The following is an 18,948-nucleotide window of genomic DNA, read 5'->3' on the forward strand; positions in this document are numbered from 1 at the left end:
GAAGTGAGGGATTCCTAAGTAAAGAGTTCTAACGAACTCTAATTGATTAGGCTAGCTCCACAGTCCTTGTGGTTAGAAGCCTTATCGCTTCATTCTTTAGATTAATACTTGCGTTAATATCCCTATCATGGTGTGTACGACAAGAAGGGCAGTCCCATTTACGTAGGTTTAGATTTTTAACGTCTTTATTTTGATATCCACAACAAGAACATAATTGGCTGGAAGCAAATGTTTTCGATACGACAATGACTTGTTTGCCATACCATTTTGCTTTGTATTCTAACATGGATCGAAATTGCGACCATGATACTTCACTAATGGCTTTTGCTAACTTATGATTCTTTAACATATTCGATACTTGCAAATCCTCTATACCGATAACATCGTGGTTTTTGATGATTTCAGTTGAGACTTTGTCCAAGTAATCTTTTCTAGCATTCGTCATGTATTCATGAATTCTAGCTACTTTTACTCGCTGTTTATTCCAGTGAGAAGATCCTTTTATTCTTCTAGAAAGAACACGCTGCGCTTGCGCCAACTTCTCTTCTAATGACCGAAAAAACTTCGGATTTTTATAGGTTGTTCCATCTGACAAAATGGCGAAATTTTTTAGTCCCACATCCATTCCGATGTAAGATTGTGTTTTTGGAAGTTCTTGCACTTCTGTTTCAACTAACAATGACACAAAGTATCTGCCAGAAGGGTTCCGTCTAACTGTAGCATTTACAATACGTCCCTTTACTTCGCGACTCTTGGCAAATCGAACAAGACCTAGTTTCGGCAACTTTATCTTTTTTCCTACAATGGCAATGTTTTCATTTGTTTGTTTTGTGGTGTAAGATTGTACGTTGTTTTTCTTAGATTTGAAACGCGGGGCACTAGTTTGTTTTTTGAAAAAGCGTGTATAAGCATCCGCAAGGTTGCGAACAGACGACTGAATCGCAATACTATCCACTTCTTTGAGCCAAACAAACTCTTTCTTCATGGCAGGAAGTATGGCAGAGCATGTACCATATGTCAAACCTTTCCCTGTCTCTTTGTATGCGTTATCCCATAGAGATAGGAAATGATTGAATACAAAACGAGAACAGCCAATCGTTTTATTAATTAGGGTTGCTTGTGTTTTATTTGGATAGATACGAAATTTATATGCTTTATTAATCATTATTCATTTCACCTCCATTTCGGCATGTGTCTATTATATAACAAACATATATTCGATAGATAGTGAAGTAACAGTTTATGTATGTCGAACAATTAAGATGGCTTCCTGCCATCTCTTGTCCGAAGCCAATTCATCTCCCACCTACTCACTTCGCGTTCCTTGAGGAAGGAGTCTTCTTGGCTAAAATGATAAAATAAAAATAAAAAAACAAAAAGTAAAATCATCACCGTATCTATATAAGTACGCAAGTGTAAATAAAAGAAACCTATATAAACCGAGTTAACAAAAATCCAGAAATTAGTTCCTTATCTCTATCAGATGTGAGTTAAACGTTAAAATACTTTTCAAAAGGAATGAAGCCAGAGTAAGAACAGATATCGTTTTTGTAAGAGGGATTAACTTAATTCAAATGGGTAAAGAAACTTTTGAAAGGCCAGAGAGGAATAGCTGAGAAATATCATCCAACGTTAAATATGATGATAAAAAACATATATTGGAAGACCCTATATATACAGGATATAGGGTCTTTTCATTATAAGAATACCTTTAAATTTGTGTATATAGTTTAGATTGAAGAAAATGAAATTTATGAAATCGGAAAATACTCCATTTTCCCTAAAATTTGTTCATATTGTATATATTCCTGAGTGGCATTGATTTCTGGACTATTTTTTAAAGTTGTTAAAGTACTTTCAATTAAAAATTTTCTTGAATCTGCTTTATTATACATAATCTCTTCTTGAATAAAGTACAACAGGTTTAAACATGTTGTCATTTTCTGCTTTTCGAAACCATTTTTTTTCTCAATCACTTTTTTTAAGTTTAGCGTAGCAATTGAAAATTCATTGTTAAAAAAATCATTATAATCTGATTGAGGTAAAAATTCATTTATATATGCGGGTGTAAATAATTGAATGCTTTTTTCACTAATATCTTCCAAAATGATAATTATCCGATCCATACAATAAGTAACAATTTGCTTTATGGTAATTGTTTGATTCCATGCATTACTGGTATGAAGAATATTCTGCATCATACCTATGAAAATAACCGCACAATCCACTAAATAATTTGATTTATCCTCGGGGAAAATATTTGTAAAGCGTTTATACACCCAACTTAAAAATAAGTATTTAGACTGCTTAATAAATTGTATGAGATCTGGATCGTTTGATACAAGCACATCTTCAATTAATTGCATTAACTTGTTTTTTTTATTAAGTTCCATCATGAGGCTGACTTGTTCTATATAGATAGCAATATCTTTACAATCTTCTCCAATAAGTAATTTGTCTCTTTCCACTTGCATCTCTTCTTGGATAAGTTTAAATACAGCTTTGAATAGTTCGCCTTTGGAAGAAAAATAATTATAAAAAGAACCTTTGGAAATATTGCTATGATTTAAAATATCTTGAATAGATGTCGCGTGATATCCCTGTTCTATAAATAGCTCATGTGCTTTATCTAAAACGTCTCTTTTCTTCTTATTCTTATTCATATTTTAAGCTCCTTTAGAGGTAATACTCTTATATTAATAAATATATTGTAACAAAGAAAATACAACTAGTACAATTTTGGACAACCGGTATATTTTTGTTGATAATTAATTGCTAATGAGATATCATTAACCTTGTTGGACTTGAGGTATAAAAATAAACCGATAGTACAGAAGGGGGCATATACATGAAAGAAAAACAAACAAAAGCTTCTTTTAGCTTATTAGCGATTTTAATGATAGGAGCATTTGTAGCGTTATTAAGTAATACATTGCTTAATATAGCTTTACCATCTATCATGAAGGATTTTGATGTGAGTGCTTCAACCGTACAATGGTTATCGACAGGATATATGCTAGTAAATGGAATTTTAATTCCCACTACTGCATTTTTAATAAAAAAATATACGGCTAGACGATTATTTTTAACCTCTATGGGGTTGTTTACAATTGGTACATTAATAGGTGGATTTGCACCAAGTTTTTCAGTCTTACTTTCGGCTCGTATGATTCAAGCTTCAGGAGCGGCTTTAATTATGCCACTACTAATGAATGTTTTATATACAACATTTCCACCTGAAAAACGTGGCTCAGCAATGGGGATTTTTGGTTTAGTAATGATTTTTGCACCTGCTATTGGACCAACATTATCGGGGTGGGTTATCCAACATTATGATTGGCCGGTACTTTTCTTAATGATGGCTCCTATAATGGCTTTAGTCTGGATTTTGGGATACTTTAAATTACATGATCACAAAGAAAAAAGCAATGACAATATTGATGGATTATCTGTTGTCTTATCAGCCTTGGCTTTTGGTGGTATTTTATATGGATTCAGCTCTGCTGGTAACAGTGGATGGAGTGCAGCTAATGTTTATTTAACCATTATTATTGGACTAGCATCGTTGGTAGGGTTAATTGTTCGTCAATTTAATCTTGAGGAGCCTATGCTCGACTTTAGAGTATATAAATACCCAATGTTTGCTTTATCGTCAATTATTTCAGTGGCTTTAAACATGGCGATGTTCTCTGCCATGCTGTTATTACCGATTTATTTACAAAATATCCGTGGTATTTCCGCAATGGATTCTGGTTTACTAATGTTACCTGGCGCATTAATCATGGGGATTATGATGCCTATTACAGGAAAATTATTCGATAAATATGGTCCGAAATTGTTGGCGTTTATTGGCTTAGCTATTGTAATCGTTACAACATTTTTATTTAGTCAACTAACGGGATCCACTGAGTATACACATTTAGTTGTGTTATATGCAACTCGTATGCTTGGTATCTCAATGGTTATGATGCCGATTATGACGAATGGTTTAAATCAATTACCACCAGAATTCACACCACACGGAACAGCAATGAATAGTACGATTCAACAGGTTTCAGGAGCAATTGGTGGTAGCCTACTCGTTACAATTATGTCTAATCGAACAGCAATACATGTAGAAGAAATGATGTCTAATGCTATAAATAAGCTAACAAATGCACCTACTGGTGAAGCCTTAGCAAAAATACAGCAGCATATCTCCATGGAAGCAACTATTTCAGGAATCAATGATGCATTTTTAGTATCAGCTGTTATTGCTGGTGTAGCATTTATTCTATCGTTCTTTCTTAAAAGAACAACAGTTCCAATTTCAAATCAAGTAGATGATCGACTTGAGAACATAAATTAGTTGTTTAAAAAATGAAGAATTTTTAGAGTTAAGGCATCTTCTTTCTGTCTATCTGATGAACGTTTTTAATGTGATTGATTCAATTGAACAATACATGTGAAAAGTTGAAATAAGAGGGGGATTAACATGGAAGATGTAAGAAAATGGGGTCAATTTTTACTACCATATAAGTTTGCTTTAGATGAAATGACAACCAAAATTAATATAATAGCTGAAGAAGCAAAGTATTTAAAAAACCATAATCAAATTGAGCATATTAAGACGAGACTTAAATCATTCGAAAGTATTCAACTAAAACTTGATAGAAAAGGAATTTCTCCTACAATGTCAAACTCAAGAGAACAGTTGTATGATATTGCAGGTATGAGAATCATTTGTTCTTTTGTAAATGACATTTATGATATCTATTCTCAGCTATCCAAGCGAAATGATATTAAAATTGTACAGGTGAAAGACTATATTGAAAATCCAAAATCAAATGGGTATCAGAGTTTACATGTAATTGTACAAATACCTGTAACACTATCCCAAAAAGTAGAGACTGTTTATGTTGAAATACAGCTTCGAACCTTAGCGATGGATTTTTGGGCTAGCCTAGAACATAAAATTTATTATAAGTATGACAAAAAAATCCCTTTCTATCTGGAGCAAGAGCTTATTGACGCGGCCAAAACTGCAAAATCTTTGGATGAAAAGATGAGGGACATTCATGTAAGAGTGGAAGGTTTGAAAGGTTAAAGAGGCATGTTAAGAATAAATAGGATCGCATGAAACAACATGTTATATAAAAAGGACGCATATGCTTGATTGCAGCTGAGGAAAGAAAGATTCAACACCAATGATTATCAATAATTGAAATGCTAATGATTATAATAAAAAAGAACCTTCAATAGGTTCTTTTTTATAGTTGGTAAATATGTTATCAACAATAGATGGTAATAAAGATAGTAATTTAGACACTTTTTATTAATTGGCTAAGTTTTCTTAGGAAGAAATCTTTTTCTCATGACTGATCGCTAGATATAATAGGATATATCATGTATTGATTTGGGTGGGTGATTTAGCTTTTTGGGTTTACCACGCTAAAATGTAAATTTTGCTTAGGGACAAAATGTTAAAGTTCTACATTCTGAATTAACAGAAAATTTAGGTGGTAAAAATCCCGTTGAATATTTTATCAGGTAGTTCATATTTCTTTGACCATAATTTCATGTTGTTACCGAACGTTTATATGTGTCTAATGGAAAGAAATATTTTAAGTTTGTTACCATCTATTGTTTGATTAAGATGGTAACACGAAAATAAAACGTTTACAACAAAAAGATAAAGAAAAAATATGAAAATTCGACTTTTTTCGACAAAATGATTGAGAGAGAAAAAATCTAAATTAAGTAAATCTTATATGTAGAGAGATTCTTTATCTCATAAATAACAGTTATAACATATGTAAATGTTCTATAAGTAATTAAAACGTCGAAGATAAAATTATATTTTGACAATTATAAACAAAACATACTTAATAATTCATACTTAGACTAACAAATCAATTCATAATAAGTTAAATACGCTATATTTAATAGAGTATAATATGGAATATTTAACTATAATATTCCATATTATATATAATTATAAATCATTTAACATATTAGTTGCGGGAAATTTTGACATAAGATATTTTAAATATTAAGCACAGAAACATTTTAAAGAAAAAGAGCTATTTTAAAATGTACCCTAAAAACGTTTTTCCTAAAAAGTAGTAAGAATTTTTAAATTGTTTCTGTGCCTAATTAGATGAAAATAATACAATAAATTGTTTAAAAAAGATAAAAGCAAGTTACTTTTACGGAGAAATATACATTCCATACCATTAGAATTATGTCAGATCGTAGCATACAAATTACATTCTTCTATCTCACAAACTGCACAACTACCATTATAGGTAGCTTGTCTTAGTTTTAACATCACATTCAGCATTTTTTTGTCCAATAAGATTAATATGGTTAGAAAAACGTGCCGCCATCTACTATGAAAATATTAGCAATTAGAAAGAATTATTTATAAAGTAATATAGAAATAAAATTATCCGGTTGTTTATAAGTGAATTTTTAATATTTTTGGCGTTTTTCAAAGGGCTTTCACTTATATTTCATATCATGAGGACAATTGTTGTGTTGTTTGAAGGGTAGGGTATAGGTGTTAACAGTTCATTTGTATATAAAAAATAAACAACCTGTTGAGTGTATAATAAAAGATTTTTTAAAATAATTTATGAATACACACAAGTGATGTTGAGTTATTTATTCAAAGTAGAACCTTTAAAAAATCTATAAATTGTTATATAAAGAAATAGGAATAGAGGTATTCATTATGAAATTTATAAAAGGGATATTCGTTTCTACGATTGCACTTACGGCCTTTACAGGATTAGAGCTAATTAAATTTCATGAAAATCCCAATGTAGTGTATGCAGATTCGAAAGGTCCTGTAAAAAATATAAGTCAATCTGAGGCAGATATTAAAGAAGAAGATCAAATTATTGTAAAGTTTAAAAGTGAAGTGAATTTCCCGTATAAGGATGGACTTGAGAAACAAATAAAAAACGAAGATAGCGATCTGGAATTAGTAAAAATCTTTTCTGAATTTCCACAGCTAACATTAAAACGTTTATTTACATCTGTGGACCCAAAAGAGATTGAAAATATTGATAAAGATACGAGGGAAACTGAAAAAAAATCATCTTCTAATTTACTAGATTATTATATTGTAGAAGTACCTAATAAAGTAACAGCTGAAACATTGATGGACAAGTTTAAGAAATCTTATCTTGTTGAAGAAGTATATATGCAAGAAAAACCAACTCTTTTACCAGAAGTACAATTACCTACTGTATCGCTTAACCCTTACGACGATCCAAGATTTTTAAACCAGGGATATCTTAAGGAAGCACCATATGGGATTAATGCATCTTATGCATGGAGCATTAAAGGTGGAGATGGAAAAGGAACTACTTTTGTAGATATGGAGTATGGGTGGTTATTAGACCATGAAGATTTAGTAAATCAAAAAGTTGAGCTTATATCTGGTAGAAATATAGATCAACACGTTGGTCATGGAACGTCTGTTCTTGGGATTGTTTCTGCTGAAGATAATAAGATTGGTAATATAGGAATTGCACCAAAGGCTAAGGTCAAAGTAGTATCCCAAATAAGAGGTGATGGGTCGTATAATACAGCTGATGCGATAATAAATGCTGTACATAATTTACAAGCTGGGGATATTTTATTATTAGAGGCACAAGCTTCATATGATGGATATGGAGATAAATATTTACCTGTTGAAGTACAGCCAGATATCTTTGATGCAATACGAGCTGGAACGGATAAAGGAATTATTGTGATAGAAGCCGGGGCAAATGGTTCTAATGACCTTGATCAATTTAGAGATCGGAATGGAAAACAGGTATTAAATCGCAATAGTCCGGACTTTAAAGATTCAGGAGCTATAATGATTGGAGCCGCATCGTCAACTGTTCCTCATAAACGTTTATGGTTTTCAAATTATGGTAGTAGAATTGATGTTTATGGTTGGGGAGAAAACGTAGATACAACTCGTGCTGAGCCTAATAGGATTACTAAAAATCTCTATACAACAGGCTTTAGTGGTACATCTAGTGCTTCTCCAATTATTGCTGGAGCAGCGACTTCAATACAAGGTGTGGCTAAAGAACATTTAGGTCGTCCATATAAACCAGCTGAATTAAGAAATATACTAAGTAATCAAAATACAGGTACCAAATCCCAAAATCCGTTAACAGATAAAATCGGTGTTTTGCCAGATTTAAAGTCAATCCTGTCAAATTTGGGATATAGTCCAGATATATCAAATAATGTTTTAGAGGGAAACCAATTTGTATGGTCAATGAAAGGAATAGGAGATTTTGAGTTTGCAAAATTGGATTTTAATAAGACAAAAGAAGAAATGCAAATTCAATTAAAAGCAGGTGTACCACATCATTACTTTGATAGTACATATGCGAGTGTGAAAGTCCAAAATTCATCTGGAAAAGTGGTATATAATAAAGATATTTATGGAAACAGGCAACAAAATGCTGAAACACAAAAAATTCCGATGAAAGTCGGAGACTATATTGAGTTTACACATTTAGAGGGTGGAAACCGGGCGACTCTTATAAATGTGGATAAAAATATACAGGAGAGCTTTGGTAAGAAGATAGTGTATCAAGTTACAGTTAATGGTCTTAAGAAAGTTGATCAAATTATTAACCCTAGCCCAGATACGGAAGCTCCTACACGGCCTGAAGGATTACAAGCAGCCAACATTACTACAAATAGCGTAGAGTTAAAATGGAATTCATCAACAGATAACGTAGGTGTGAAAGAATATCAAATATTACGTGACGGAAGATTCATTCAAACGGTACAGGGAACCACATTTACTGATAGTAAACTGACTGCTAACATGGAATACAAATATACTGTGAAGGCTATAGATGCAGCTGGAAATCAGTCTATTCAAAGTAGTGTTCTTAGTATAAAAACAAAAGAGCAAAATACCTCTTATGAAAAATGGGATCCGAGGAAAGCATATACAAAAGGGGATAGAGTAGAGTATCAAGGGAAAATCTATGAAGCTGTTCAAAGTTACCAAGGAAATGGAGATTCGAATTGGATATTCTCGTTATCCTTATGGAAAACAATTTCAATAAGTTGATGATATCGTCTATTTGAGAGAATAATTATTTCATAACTAGCTAAATAATTTTTATCTCATAAGAAGAAGGCGCCTTTTAGGTGCCTTTTTCTGGTTCTGGTGCGAAAACTTCAAGATAATTTCAAGTAATCTCTAAATCTTGGACATACTGATACGATTACTCTAAAAAGGTGCGTGATCAGTATGGAAAAGCGAACTTTATTCAAGTGGAAGCATTATCATCATGATATTATTTTGCAAACAGTAAGATGGTACCTACGGTACAACTTGAGATTTCGTGATTTGGTGGAAATGATGGAGGAACGGGGCTTATCCGTTGCTCATACAACGATTATGCGTTGGGTTCATCAGTATGGTCCTGAATTAGACAAAAGAATCCGTCGTCATCTCAAGCAAACCAATGACTCTTGGAGAGTTGATGAAACATATATCAAATTAAAAAGTCAATGGATGTTACCTGTATCGTGCTGTCGATTCGAAAGGAAATACCATCGATTTTTACCTAAGCAAAGCAAGAAACCACAAGACTGCAAAGCGATTCTTCAAGAAAGCTTTGCAGTCTTTTCATATTTCTGAGCCTCGTGTCGAGACAGTCGATAAGAACCCAGCTTATCCTATAGCAGTTGAAGAATTGAGAAAAGAAAAAAAGATGCCATTAGGCATCCAACTAAGGCAAGTGAAATATCTCAATAACATAGTGGAACAAGATCATCGATTTATTAAAAAGCGAGTTCGTTCGATGCTAGGATTGAAAACCTTTCGTACAGCTACAGCCATTATTTCTGGAATAGAAGCTATGAATATGGTAAAAAAAGGTAACTTATTTCACTGGACAAGTCTGCCCAAAATCAAGTGGAGTTCATCCATCAACTATTTGGAATTGCTGCTTAAGACTAGATTCCACTAGGAAACTTTTCGCCTCTTTATATCTTTCCCAAGTATTTGCACCAGAACCACTAACGTTAACGCAGCGTGAAGGAATCTTAATTGCAAGCTTGCACGTATTGGAGGGGAAAAGCAATGCCAAAGCAGTTAACAATCTTTGATGTTGAACCAGTTGTATCATTTGATTTTAAGAAGGCTCATGATCATCGATTAAATTCTAAACTACGTTTTGCCGACGTTGTTGTACAAATACCACGTCAAGCCAAAGCGATTGATGAATTAAAACCAACGACAGCGCCTGATGAGCGTTATGAGTTATTTGAAGATTACACAATTGGAATTTGGCGTTATAAGCGAGTGGAGGGTAAACAATTTGATTGGGAAGAAGCAGAGGAAATGTGTAAGCGAGCACGGGATGAAAAAAAGCCTATTCCAATACGGCTTCATTTATCACTTGAACAATCATTTGTTCCAGAAAATGTTGTGCGATATTTGTAGACAAACAAAAAAGCCGAGATTGCTCTCGACATAATTATTCGAAAAAGTAATTATAACATATGGGAGTGATCTTGGTGGGAATTAGAAAAGAAAATCTTGTAGAAATGACAGCTGAAATAGATTTGAAAATAAACGGAATATATGTTGTTAAAAATGGTCAGGTCCAACTAATACAACCACCTCAAAGTGGAAAAGTAATCCGTATGGAAGAACGAAAAACACAGTTACTTTAATCAAATTTGAATTTTATTAAGAAATTGGACTGAAAGCATCGATAATTAGATGGGATAAAGAGCATCATCACTGAAATGAAAAAGCCCTGCACACAGGGCATCTAAAAAGATACCTTAGCTATAACAACGATTAGGGGGAGGTATTAGCTAAGGTATCTGGATGGATGATTGCATACTAAGTATGCAATCAAGAGCATTGTTGAATGTATTGGGTTATTCAACAAGTTCAGAATAACACGAAATTTCCGCTAATTCACCTGGTAAATTTGTCCAAAAAAGGTGTTTCTATAAAAGTTTTTCACCTAAGAAATGGATTCATAGATTTTAATCAAAGCGTTATTTTAAAATTAAAGAGTGCTCTTCGATCAAGACAATATTGAAAAATACTCGGTAATATATGTAATCTTTTTAGCTTTGTGAGATTAATCAAAAGTTTTTCGACTTGTTTTTGGAGGGTATTACATTTTGTTCTATTTTTTCGTAAAGATTAAGTAATTGTTTGATGAATGTAATTTTCGGTGTTAACCAATATGAAAATAGTGCTGAAATAATTCCTATTAAAGCTCCTGTTATGACATCAAAAGGATAATGAACTCCTACCCAAATACGAGAAATAGCTACGCAGAATGCAAGTACAAGCCATAACCATCTAGCCTTTTTACGAACAAGCCAGAATGAAAAAAAATTGAAAAAAATAGAATCGTATGGTCGCTAGGAAATGAATTATCTACTGCATGATCGACAAGTTTATTAACATTAGGTAATACTGCAAATGGTTGATAATTCAAATGCAAATTCCCTGCTAATTTTCCAATTATTTCAGCAGTTACGAAAGCAACTATTGCTTGAATAATCATCATTTTGTTTTTTCTAGATTGAGTAAACCAATAAGCAATAATAATTAAACCTAAAAAATACACCATATATTCCGCTAAAAATACCATAGTGGAGTTTAGGGATGAATATTGCTTCCCTAAATTATTGATAGCTCGAAAAGCATCAATATTTAATTGAGAAAAAAACATTTTTAAATCGCTCCTTATTGTTTGTGTATAAGGAAAATTATAGTAAAGAATTTATAGTGAAAAAATTGATTTTAGTGACAGTAGTCTTACAAAACTGTAAGGATTAGCTCATTAAAGATTTTTAATAAAATAGTTATTTTAATTAAAGTAAGAAGGTTAAAAGTAATCTTAATCTACGTGATTCATAAAGGTTAAGTAGAGTCGCTTTATGAATCACGTTTCTAACCTAATTAATCATCCTACCTGAAAAATACTTACATTTGCAGATACATTTGTTAAAGAGCCACCATCACTATTTGAGAGAGTGATAGTACCCGCTGAAGAAGTATTATTTATTAAAGTTAATGTTGAAGGAACAACTGTTACTGTAAAAGCAACAGTACCTTGATTTAAGGAATGGGGTGACCCTGTCCCAAACCGTCCGCCTGGAATTGGTGTACCGTTTAGTGCAAAGGAAAATTGGTTTTCACGAGAAGATTCTAATTGAAATTCTGCTACATATGTTCCTAGTGTATTAATTATAATATTTCCAGTACTTGCTATGTGGGTAAGGGCGGTTCCTATTATAGGTCCATTTGTATTAAAAGTAACATTACCTCCTACTACAATTGACTGGTTGGTAGTATCAAAAGCATATAGATAGTTTGTTAATCCTACGCCAGCGGGTCCAGTCGATCCGGTAGCACCAGTCGGTCCGGTAGCACCAGTCGATCCTGTAACACCAGTTGGCCCAGTAACACCAGTTGGTCCGGTAGCACCAGTCGATCCTGTAACACCAGTTGGTCCGGTAACACCAGTCGATCCAGTAGCACCAGTCGATCCGGTAACACCAGTCAATCCGGTAGCACCAGTCGGTCCGGTAGCACCAGTCGATCCTGTAACACCAGTTGGCCCAGTAACACCAGTTGGTCCGGTAGCACCAGTCGATCCTGTAACACCAGTTGGTCCGGTAACACCAGTCGATCCAGTAGCACCAGTCGATCCTGTAACACCAGTCAATCCAGTAACACCAGTTGGTCCGGTAGCACCAGTCGATCCGGTAACGCCAGTTGGTCCGGTAACACCAGTCGATCCAGTAACACCAGTCGATCCAGTAGCACCAGTTGGTCCGGTAGCACCAGTCGGTCCAGTAACACCAGTTGGTCCGGTAGCACCAGTCGATCCGGTAACACCAGTTGGTCCAGTAACACCAGTTGGTCCAGTAGCACCAGTTGGTCCGGTAGCACCAGTCGGTCCAGTAACACCAGTTGGTCCGGTAGCACCAGTCGATCCGGTAACACCAGTTGGTCCGGTAGCACCAGTTGGTCCAGATGGTCCAGATGGATAATGTGGGAGAATAATATGGTTAATATCCATAAGCGGAAATTTATTGAATATATCTTTGTTTTTGTAATCTATCAAAATCACCTCACTTGTGTGTTTAGAAAAATAGTAAATTTAATTTTTTATTAATACCTCATTTTTATACTATTAATTCAATTTATTTTGGAAACAGCGAATAACTACTATAGGGCATTAGTTATTAGTTTAAATCTCAATAAAATCGTTATTTTATCTTAAATAAAAAAGAGCACACTTATATGTGTGCTCTCAAATGAGAAAGGTAGAATGCTATGAATGGAAAGCTTCCATACAATAACATATGCTTGTCCGGTTTAAATGTGAGAAGTTTTTAATAAAAACGCTATTTTATAAAAAAAGAACCAGCTAACTGTAACGAGTTCTAAAAAGGAGTTTAACTCAACTCTCAGGGAGTATTTCTTTTCTATAATGGTACAGACCTGATATCGATCCGAAAAGAAGTGAAATGGAAATTATCATGATGAGATACTGTCTTAAATAGATAGTATTTGTAGGCATCCATAGAATAAATATTGCTAATAAGACAAGTAGTGAAGTGCACATTGTATAAGATATTTGGTGCTTGAGTTTTAGTCTTTCTGTATCGTTGGTACCTATTTTCTTAAACGTTATAGAAAATAAGATAACAGACGCTAGAGAGAGAAGGGTTGTCATACCTACAAATAAATTAAAATGAAGAATATCACTAGATAGCCATGATTCTAGCCATTGGAAAATAACCATTTTATCATCCTTTCTTAAATGCCTAAAAAATCATTGTTGTTAATCTATGTATATATTAACATATTGTGGGTTTTGGAGGGAGGATAACAAAAATTTCATTTTGTAGAAAAGGGGAATGGATATGAACATCAAAACGCAATTAGAAAATATCGTTTGGCACATCCAAACAAACAGAGATGTCATAGGGGATAAACAAACACTGGAAGATGTATTGATCTCCTTAAAGAGAATGGTAAGGGATGAAGAAAGTAAAAGAGCAGCTAGCAAAAGCTAACTGCTCACCCAAGGAAAACAAAGAAAGGATAACCATGTGTCTACAGTATTAACGTAATATTTAGTTTTATTCAGGGTTGGTTCCAAAAAAGTGACATACCGCCAAAATATAAAATTATTAAAAGGACAATTACTATGAAAGCAATTAAAGAGATTTTCTTCCAGGGATTTTTCATTAGTAGACCTCCTTTATGAAGAATATTAACACTTTACCAGAATCTGAACAAAATAATCCTTTGAATAGAAAGCGAGGTTATGAAAATGGAAGATAACGTAAAGCTATTAGGCGTAGGCGCAGACGGAATGTGTGGAATGGAGTTTACAGAGAATAAGGTCAATGTTCGGAGATGAATTTTTGTTTATTCAGATAAAAGGATGATAAGGTCTTTTGTCGAATAGATAGATTTGGAGAGGAGGGGGCATATATGCTGATTTCTTTTAAAGACGAAACAAAAAAACTAAAAGCTTCAATAGACAGCCATGATCTAGCAGGATTAATAGCAGTGCTAGAAAAAAATAAAAAAGTAAAAATAGGACATGATCGTTATGAAGTTGTCGAAGTGAGTTTAGAAATCAACAAGTACACAAATAGTGATGATTTAGCAGAGGTTATAGTAACTGTGAAAGAGGCTTAAAGTAGCAAATAAATCAGAAATAGCATCCATAACGGGTGCTTTTTTCTTTGTTATATAGAAATTATATATTAAACCAGTAAAACTTTGAATGAGACAAGCATATACTAATAACTGACACGACGTATTCATTCTTTATAATCGTATCGGACGAGCACCTTATAGGGCTCTTTTTTTATTGCACATAAGGAATTCCCAAACATACAATATCGAGTCAATGCCAACCAACTTATTCCTTTTCCGATAGCTATATATATTCCGCTATAAAGCTCTTTTATGTTGCGCCATTAGAACGGGCAGGGCATTGTCGTATATTTAATACTCAGAAGCTTAGGGCACTTTATAGTGTTCTTTTTTTATTGAACAAAATGGATATTTGGATAGGAGGATGAAGAAGTTAATGGAAACAATTAATAAATTTGCAGACTATATGAAACGTCTTGGTGAAAATAAAAAGGTAGTCGTTGAGGAAGAGGATGTAAAAGATATTACTGAAGATATCGAAGCGTATTTAAGTAATAACGGCCATACTTATTCTTATAGTGAGAATATGGCAGGACAAGTGTTAATCATTGTTCATTAAACCAATAGCAATTATCGTAGGCGTTGCCGTGATCTTGGTTTAGCGTCTTGTTTGTTGTTAAGGGATGATAAGGGGTGAGGGCATGGAAGTTATTTACGAACATCCTTGGTTAACTACATGGTTTATTTTATGATTTGTATTTGTGCATCTAGTGTTGTATCTATGGAAAAGAAGTAACAAAACAAACGAACACAACGAACGAAAATAGAGGATTAAACGTCCGTAATGGGTGTACTTATTTAGAATTATGTTTGTTCACAAATTAGACATATTTAGAACCCTTATTTTCCAACAACCTATTTGTTCGGTTTAGCATGTACGGAAATTAAATGCTGTTATTAAGCTATAGTTAATTTACGGACACTTAAACGGACAAAAGGGGAGAAACGGAATGATTCTTGGATATGCTCGTGTATCAACACAAGATCAGAACTTAGCAAGGTAACTCAAACAATTGAGTGATTATGGATGTGATTATGTGTTTGAAGAAAAAGTTAGTGGAGCTACAACAGACGGACCAGAGTTATTACGCATGTTAGAGAATCTGCGTGAAGGTGATGTAATTGTAGTTACTGAATTAGCACGTATTACAAGAAGTACACAGGACTTATTTAATTAAGCTCGTTTCTAATTAAGACATAAAATACTCATTAAAAAATCGATTTCTTAACGTACAGGAAATCGATTTTTTATTTATAATCCCTTCATCCAATTCTTTCTACATTTTAGGCATCTTTGCAGCAGGACCATCTAGAATTAGAGTGTAAAAAATGTATCTTGAATAGTAGAAAGAAAAGATTGGCAACGAATTTGTTTTGCCCAAAATGCCGTTTCTGCTTCTCTTTTTTGTAATGTCATGTTAGTTCTAAAGGGAGAAGGAAGAATAAGAGCAGTTACAGTTGGTATTGAATGAAAAGTTATATTATCTAGCTGTAGAAATTTTCGCCACATATTAAGATCACTCCACACATCCTCTGGTCCAGGGCTCCATCCTTAAAGAAGACGATGGTAGGTATCTATGCGGTGTCCAGCAATCGTAGGACTAAAATTTATATGACTCTTTCAACATACGATCGCGAGTCTCAAGTTCCTCCAATGATCCCTGAATGGCCATCATTTGTTACTTATTCACAATAGCCATATAGCGGCTATGTACAAAATCTGCTTTGGATAAAGCTTGCTCCATGTATTGTAAGTGATCAGGAAACCATGAATCATCGTCACTCAGATAACATACAAATTTTCCTTTTGCTAATTGTAATGCCTCATGTCGATAAATTTCTCCGTTCCTTGCACTTGAGCCTATAAAAACAGAGAAGAAATCTTTAATCAAGCTCCTGCTTTTCAGCATGAAATACACCAAAACAATTACTTGAAATATTATTCATTTATTAATCTGAGTATGCTTTTTTAACTTTGCAACAGCAACCATAAATGCTCCTCATAATAAATATAAGGTTATTTTATATATACATAGATTTTATTCATCGTAAGCCTACTGAAAATAAGAAAAGACGTAAAAAGACAGTGGCTTATATTGTCATGCAATTTAAACTTTTAAAAGGGTGAATGGGGTATCGAAAGCTGTACAGTTATCTTTTAAACAAAGGAGTCAAAGTTACTCTGTCTCAAGTAAGACACGCCTTATGTAAGGTCAGCTCAAAGTGAAAAATTGTCACTTATTATAAGAAACAAAAGCAAGAACTCAATACGTTTCCGAATATATTAGAACGCTCTTTTATACCTAGTACGAAGGAAAGACCAACAGTGGTTGAGGAAATACAAATTATATTAGGTAGATTGGCAATAAATAGTGATTTATCACAGCTAACAGAGGAAGAAAAGCGGCAATATTACCATTATGTATGCAGAAAATATGGACTAGATCCATTTACAGAGTCGTTTGCTTTTATTCGGTTTAAGGGAAGTAAGTGAACTACAGCTATAGGTGCAGTTCCTATTAGTACAAAAGTTGGAAGAAAACTTAGTCCCGCTCAGTTAGCTCATACACTGATGACTTGTGCAACCAAAGTAAAGAGACGAGCGACAGTATCACTGTGTTGTTTAGCTATGATGGATGAAACAGAAGTAGGTATACTTTTTGGTGTAAAACGATTTGATATACAATCCGTCATCGAAAATAAAGATTTACCTCTACAATCCAAACAATCTTATGGCGGTTATACATTTATGGTAAAAGAATCAATGGGAAAATCAGAACTATTTGAGAAAGAAAAAATAAAAAAAAGAAGTGACTGTTTTGACAGAATTGAGAGAGTCATAATGGTACATCAAAAACTTCATGAATAGAAGAAGTGCACCTATTATCATATAGAATTTGTTGTGAAAGATGAAAGAAACAAGCAAGCATACAATAATGATGAAGTATGGCATTATATATATTTCTTATATTAGCACTTATTTATTTGTCAATTCTCCTTTGTGTGAAAGTAGAGTGCACGAAAATGAAAGCGGAACGAATCTTGAGATTACTATTGAAGAGGGTGTGCTTATTTATTGAGTTGTAGTGCATAGATACTATAAGAGAGCATAGGATACACATATTTTTAGAGGAATTATGTAATAAGTGACATATGAAGAAGACAATGTTGCAAATATGAGAGGTTGAAAAGAAAGCTCACAAACCAATGTAGTTTTAAGAATAGTAGTAAATAAAAAACTGTATCTAGCCTGAAAAATACATCGAAAGGATAGCAACGGTATTTAAAGTATCTGGGGATATATTGTAAGGAAGGCAGATGTTCAATGAGTATATGCTTATAAAAAATACTGTAAAAAAACTATTGTATGTTAAAAATTTATATGTTACATTTATGTTACAAAATTATTACTTTATGTGACTTTTGTTTCATTTTGTTTTCTTGTTATTTATTTTTTGTTACAAATCATATACTAAAAGCGTTATTTCTATGTGCGTAAGAGTGTGTGTAGTAAGAAGTCTGAGTTAGAACTTCATACATTATATTAAAAATCCTTTCTGTCTTAAAAGAAGAAGAATACCAACTATATAGGGGTTTTTAGGTAATGAGATTATATAAAATGTACTTCCTTCCCCACACAATTTAGTACATATTTAAGGTTCAGTCTAATTGCTGCACAGCTACTTTTGCATATGAGTGTATCGAAATAAATGAAGAGATTGGTAATTATAAACAGCATTAAAAAATTAATCTCGAGATGGATTTAAATAGAGTGATTGAGGTATATAAAGTGAAAAATTCTTATAAAGTGTTTATATGTATTTGGATAATTATTTTGTTGTTTTTTGTAATTTATTTTGGATACAAAATGACATCTGATAATAATCAGGTATCAATACAAGAAAAACAGGTAAAACAAGAAGTTCAAAAAGTGTCAGAATAATCAAATGAGAGAGAAATAGAATCCTTTTGAAATATTCTAAAAGAAATCAGTAATAAAAAGAGGGCAGTTACGTACTAGCGGGTTCCCTTTTGAGGTGCAAACATTGCAAATCACATCACATTTTTGTCACTAATATCAATGGGATTCACTAATTAAGTAACAATAATAAACGCAGAGGAGGGATAGCTTAATAGCTATCCCTTCGTCATAATATCATTTAAATAAATCTTCTATTATATTAGCAGGGGATAGTGATAGAAAAGTGGGTTCT

The 18,948-nt window shown here is 33.2% G+C and carries 15 protein-coding genes and 3 pseudogenes; 12 read left to right on the top strand and 6 right to left on the bottom strand.

Annotated elements, in window-relative coordinates; translation table 11 throughout:
- Positions 1–46: 46 nt before the first annotated feature.
- Together tnpB and ABH957_RS28130 are read right to left on the bottom strand one after the other, a co-directional pair.
- Entirely contained in the window at positions 47–1,168 is a 1,122-nt protein-coding gene (gene tnpB / locus ABH957_RS28125; RefSeq protein WP_404512761.1) for an IS200/IS605 family element RNA-guided endonuclease TnpB, read from the bottom strand.
- A 583-nt stretch (positions 1,169–1,751) separates the two neighbouring features.
- On the bottom strand, positions 1,752–2,663 hold the full coding sequence (locus ABH957_RS28130) for a TetR/AcrR family transcriptional regulator (protein ID WP_404512753.1): 912 nt from the start codon (positions 2,661–2,663) through the stop codon (positions 1,752–1,754).
- 185 nt (positions 2,664–2,848) lie between these two features.
- Here ABH957_RS28130 and ABH957_RS28135 point away from each other — a divergent pair, with 185 nt between their 5' ends.
- The 6 genes and pseudogenes from ABH957_RS28135 (at position 2,849) to ABH957_RS28160 (ending at position 10,695) form a co-directional block, all read left to right on the top strand.
- Positions 2,849–4,348, top strand: a complete 1,500-nt coding sequence (locus tag ABH957_RS28135) for a DHA2 family efflux MFS transporter permease subunit (protein WP_002204065.1) — start codon at positions 2,849–2,851, stop codon at positions 4,346–4,348.
- A gap of 126 nt (positions 4,349–4,474) precedes the next feature.
- The gene (locus ABH957_RS28140) at positions 4,475–5,086 is read left to right on the top strand and encodes a GTP pyrophosphokinase (protein ID WP_002069075.1); all 612 of its coding nucleotides are present in this window, start codon (positions 4,475–4,477) and stop codon (positions 5,084–5,086) included.
- 1,629 nt (positions 5,087–6,715) lie between these two features.
- Complete coding sequence (locus ABH957_RS28145) at positions 6,716–9,079, top strand: putative mucin/carbohydrate-binding domain-containing protein (RefSeq protein WP_404458099.1); 2,364 nt, start codon at positions 6,716–6,718, stop codon at positions 9,077–9,079.
- Positions 9,080–9,262: 183 nt separating this feature from the next.
- Positions 9,263–9,970: pseudogene (locus ABH957_RS28150) on the top strand (IS6 family transposase).
- 129 nt (positions 9,971–10,099) lie between these two features.
- On the top strand, positions 10,100–10,462 hold the full coding sequence (locus tag ABH957_RS28155) for a cell division protein SepF (protein ID WP_078179031.1): 363 nt from the start codon (positions 10,100–10,102) through the stop codon (positions 10,460–10,462).
- 74 nt (positions 10,463–10,536) lie between these two features.
- Positions 10,537–10,695 carry a DUF3954 domain-containing protein gene (locus tag ABH957_RS28160; RefSeq protein ID WP_002204060.1) on the top strand — a complete coding sequence of 53 codons (159 nt, stop codon included), beginning with the start codon at positions 10,537–10,539 and terminating at the stop codon, positions 10,693–10,695.
- A 426-nt stretch (positions 10,696–11,121) separates the two neighbouring features.
- Here the strand turns inward: ABH957_RS28160 and ABH957_RS28165 are convergent.
- Both ABH957_RS28165 and ABH957_RS29505 read right to left on the bottom strand, forming a co-directional pair.
- Positions 11,122–11,720 (bottom strand): annotated as a pseudogene (locus tag ABH957_RS28165) (undecaprenyl-diphosphatase).
- Positions 11,721–11,954: 234 nt separating this feature from the next.
- Positions 11,955–12,719: a collagen-like protein gene (locus tag ABH957_RS29505; RefSeq protein ID WP_483862343.1), complete on the bottom strand. Its 765-nt coding sequence runs from the start codon at positions 12,717–12,719 to the stop codon at positions 11,955–11,957.
- A 1,207-nt stretch (positions 12,720–13,926) separates the two neighbouring features.
- On the opposite strand from ABH957_RS29505, the gene ABH957_RS28175 reads away from it, so the two are divergent.
- The 4 genes and pseudogenes from ABH957_RS28175 to ABH957_RS28190 form a co-directional block, all read left to right on the top strand.
- Positions 13,927–14,079 carry a hypothetical protein gene (locus tag ABH957_RS28175; RefSeq protein WP_176523409.1) on the top strand — a complete coding sequence of 51 codons (153 nt, stop codon included), beginning with the start codon at positions 13,927–13,929 and terminating at the stop codon, positions 14,077–14,079.
- A gap of 424 nt (positions 14,080–14,503) precedes the next feature.
- Entirely contained in the window at positions 14,504–14,713 is a 210-nt protein-coding gene (locus tag ABH957_RS28180; RefSeq protein ID WP_002204055.1) for a hypothetical protein, read from the top strand.
- A 385-nt stretch (positions 14,714–15,098) separates the two neighbouring features.
- Positions 15,099–15,293 carry a hypothetical protein gene (locus ABH957_RS28185; RefSeq protein WP_229168235.1) on the top strand — a complete coding sequence of 65 codons (195 nt, stop codon included), beginning with the start codon at positions 15,099–15,101 and terminating at the stop codon, positions 15,291–15,293.
- A gap of 391 nt (positions 15,294–15,684) precedes the next feature.
- A pseudogene (locus tag ABH957_RS28190) lies at positions 15,685–15,906 on the top strand (recombinase family protein); the annotation flags it as partial.
- 143 nt (positions 15,907–16,049) lie between these two features.
- Here the strand turns inward: ABH957_RS28190 and ABH957_RS28195 are convergent.
- Both ABH957_RS28195 and ABH957_RS28200 read right to left on the bottom strand, forming a co-directional pair.
- Positions 16,050–16,244 (bottom strand): hypothetical protein, encoded by a 195-nt coding sequence (locus ABH957_RS28195; RefSeq protein WP_002204052.1) that lies wholly within the window; start codon positions 16,242–16,244, stop codon positions 16,050–16,052.
- A 169-nt stretch (positions 16,245–16,413) separates the two neighbouring features.
- Positions 16,414–16,644 carry a glycosyltransferase family A protein gene (locus ABH957_RS28200; RefSeq protein WP_142333467.1) on the bottom strand — a complete coding sequence of 77 codons (231 nt, stop codon included), beginning with the start codon at positions 16,642–16,644 and terminating at the stop codon, positions 16,414–16,416.
- 416 nt (positions 16,645–17,060) lie between these two features.
- Between ABH957_RS28200 and ABH957_RS28205 the strand changes: the two genes are divergently transcribed.
- Positions 17,061–17,228 carry a hypothetical protein gene (locus tag ABH957_RS28205; protein ID WP_404512755.1) on the top strand — a complete coding sequence of 56 codons (168 nt, stop codon included), beginning with the start codon at positions 17,061–17,063 and terminating at the stop codon, positions 17,226–17,228.
- A 138-nt stretch (positions 17,229–17,366) separates the two neighbouring features.
- Positions 17,367–17,603 carry a hypothetical protein gene (locus ABH957_RS28210; RefSeq protein ID WP_340954473.1) on the top strand — a complete coding sequence of 79 codons (237 nt, stop codon included), beginning with the start codon at positions 17,367–17,369 and terminating at the stop codon, positions 17,601–17,603.
- Positions 17,604–18,948 lie beyond the last annotated feature (1,345 nt).

The sequence above is a fragment of the Bacillus sp. RC242 genome, from assembly GCF_044908245.1.
GTDB classification, from domain to species: Bacteria; Bacillota; Bacilli; order Bacillales; family Bacillaceae_G; genus Bacillus_A; species Bacillus_A mycoides.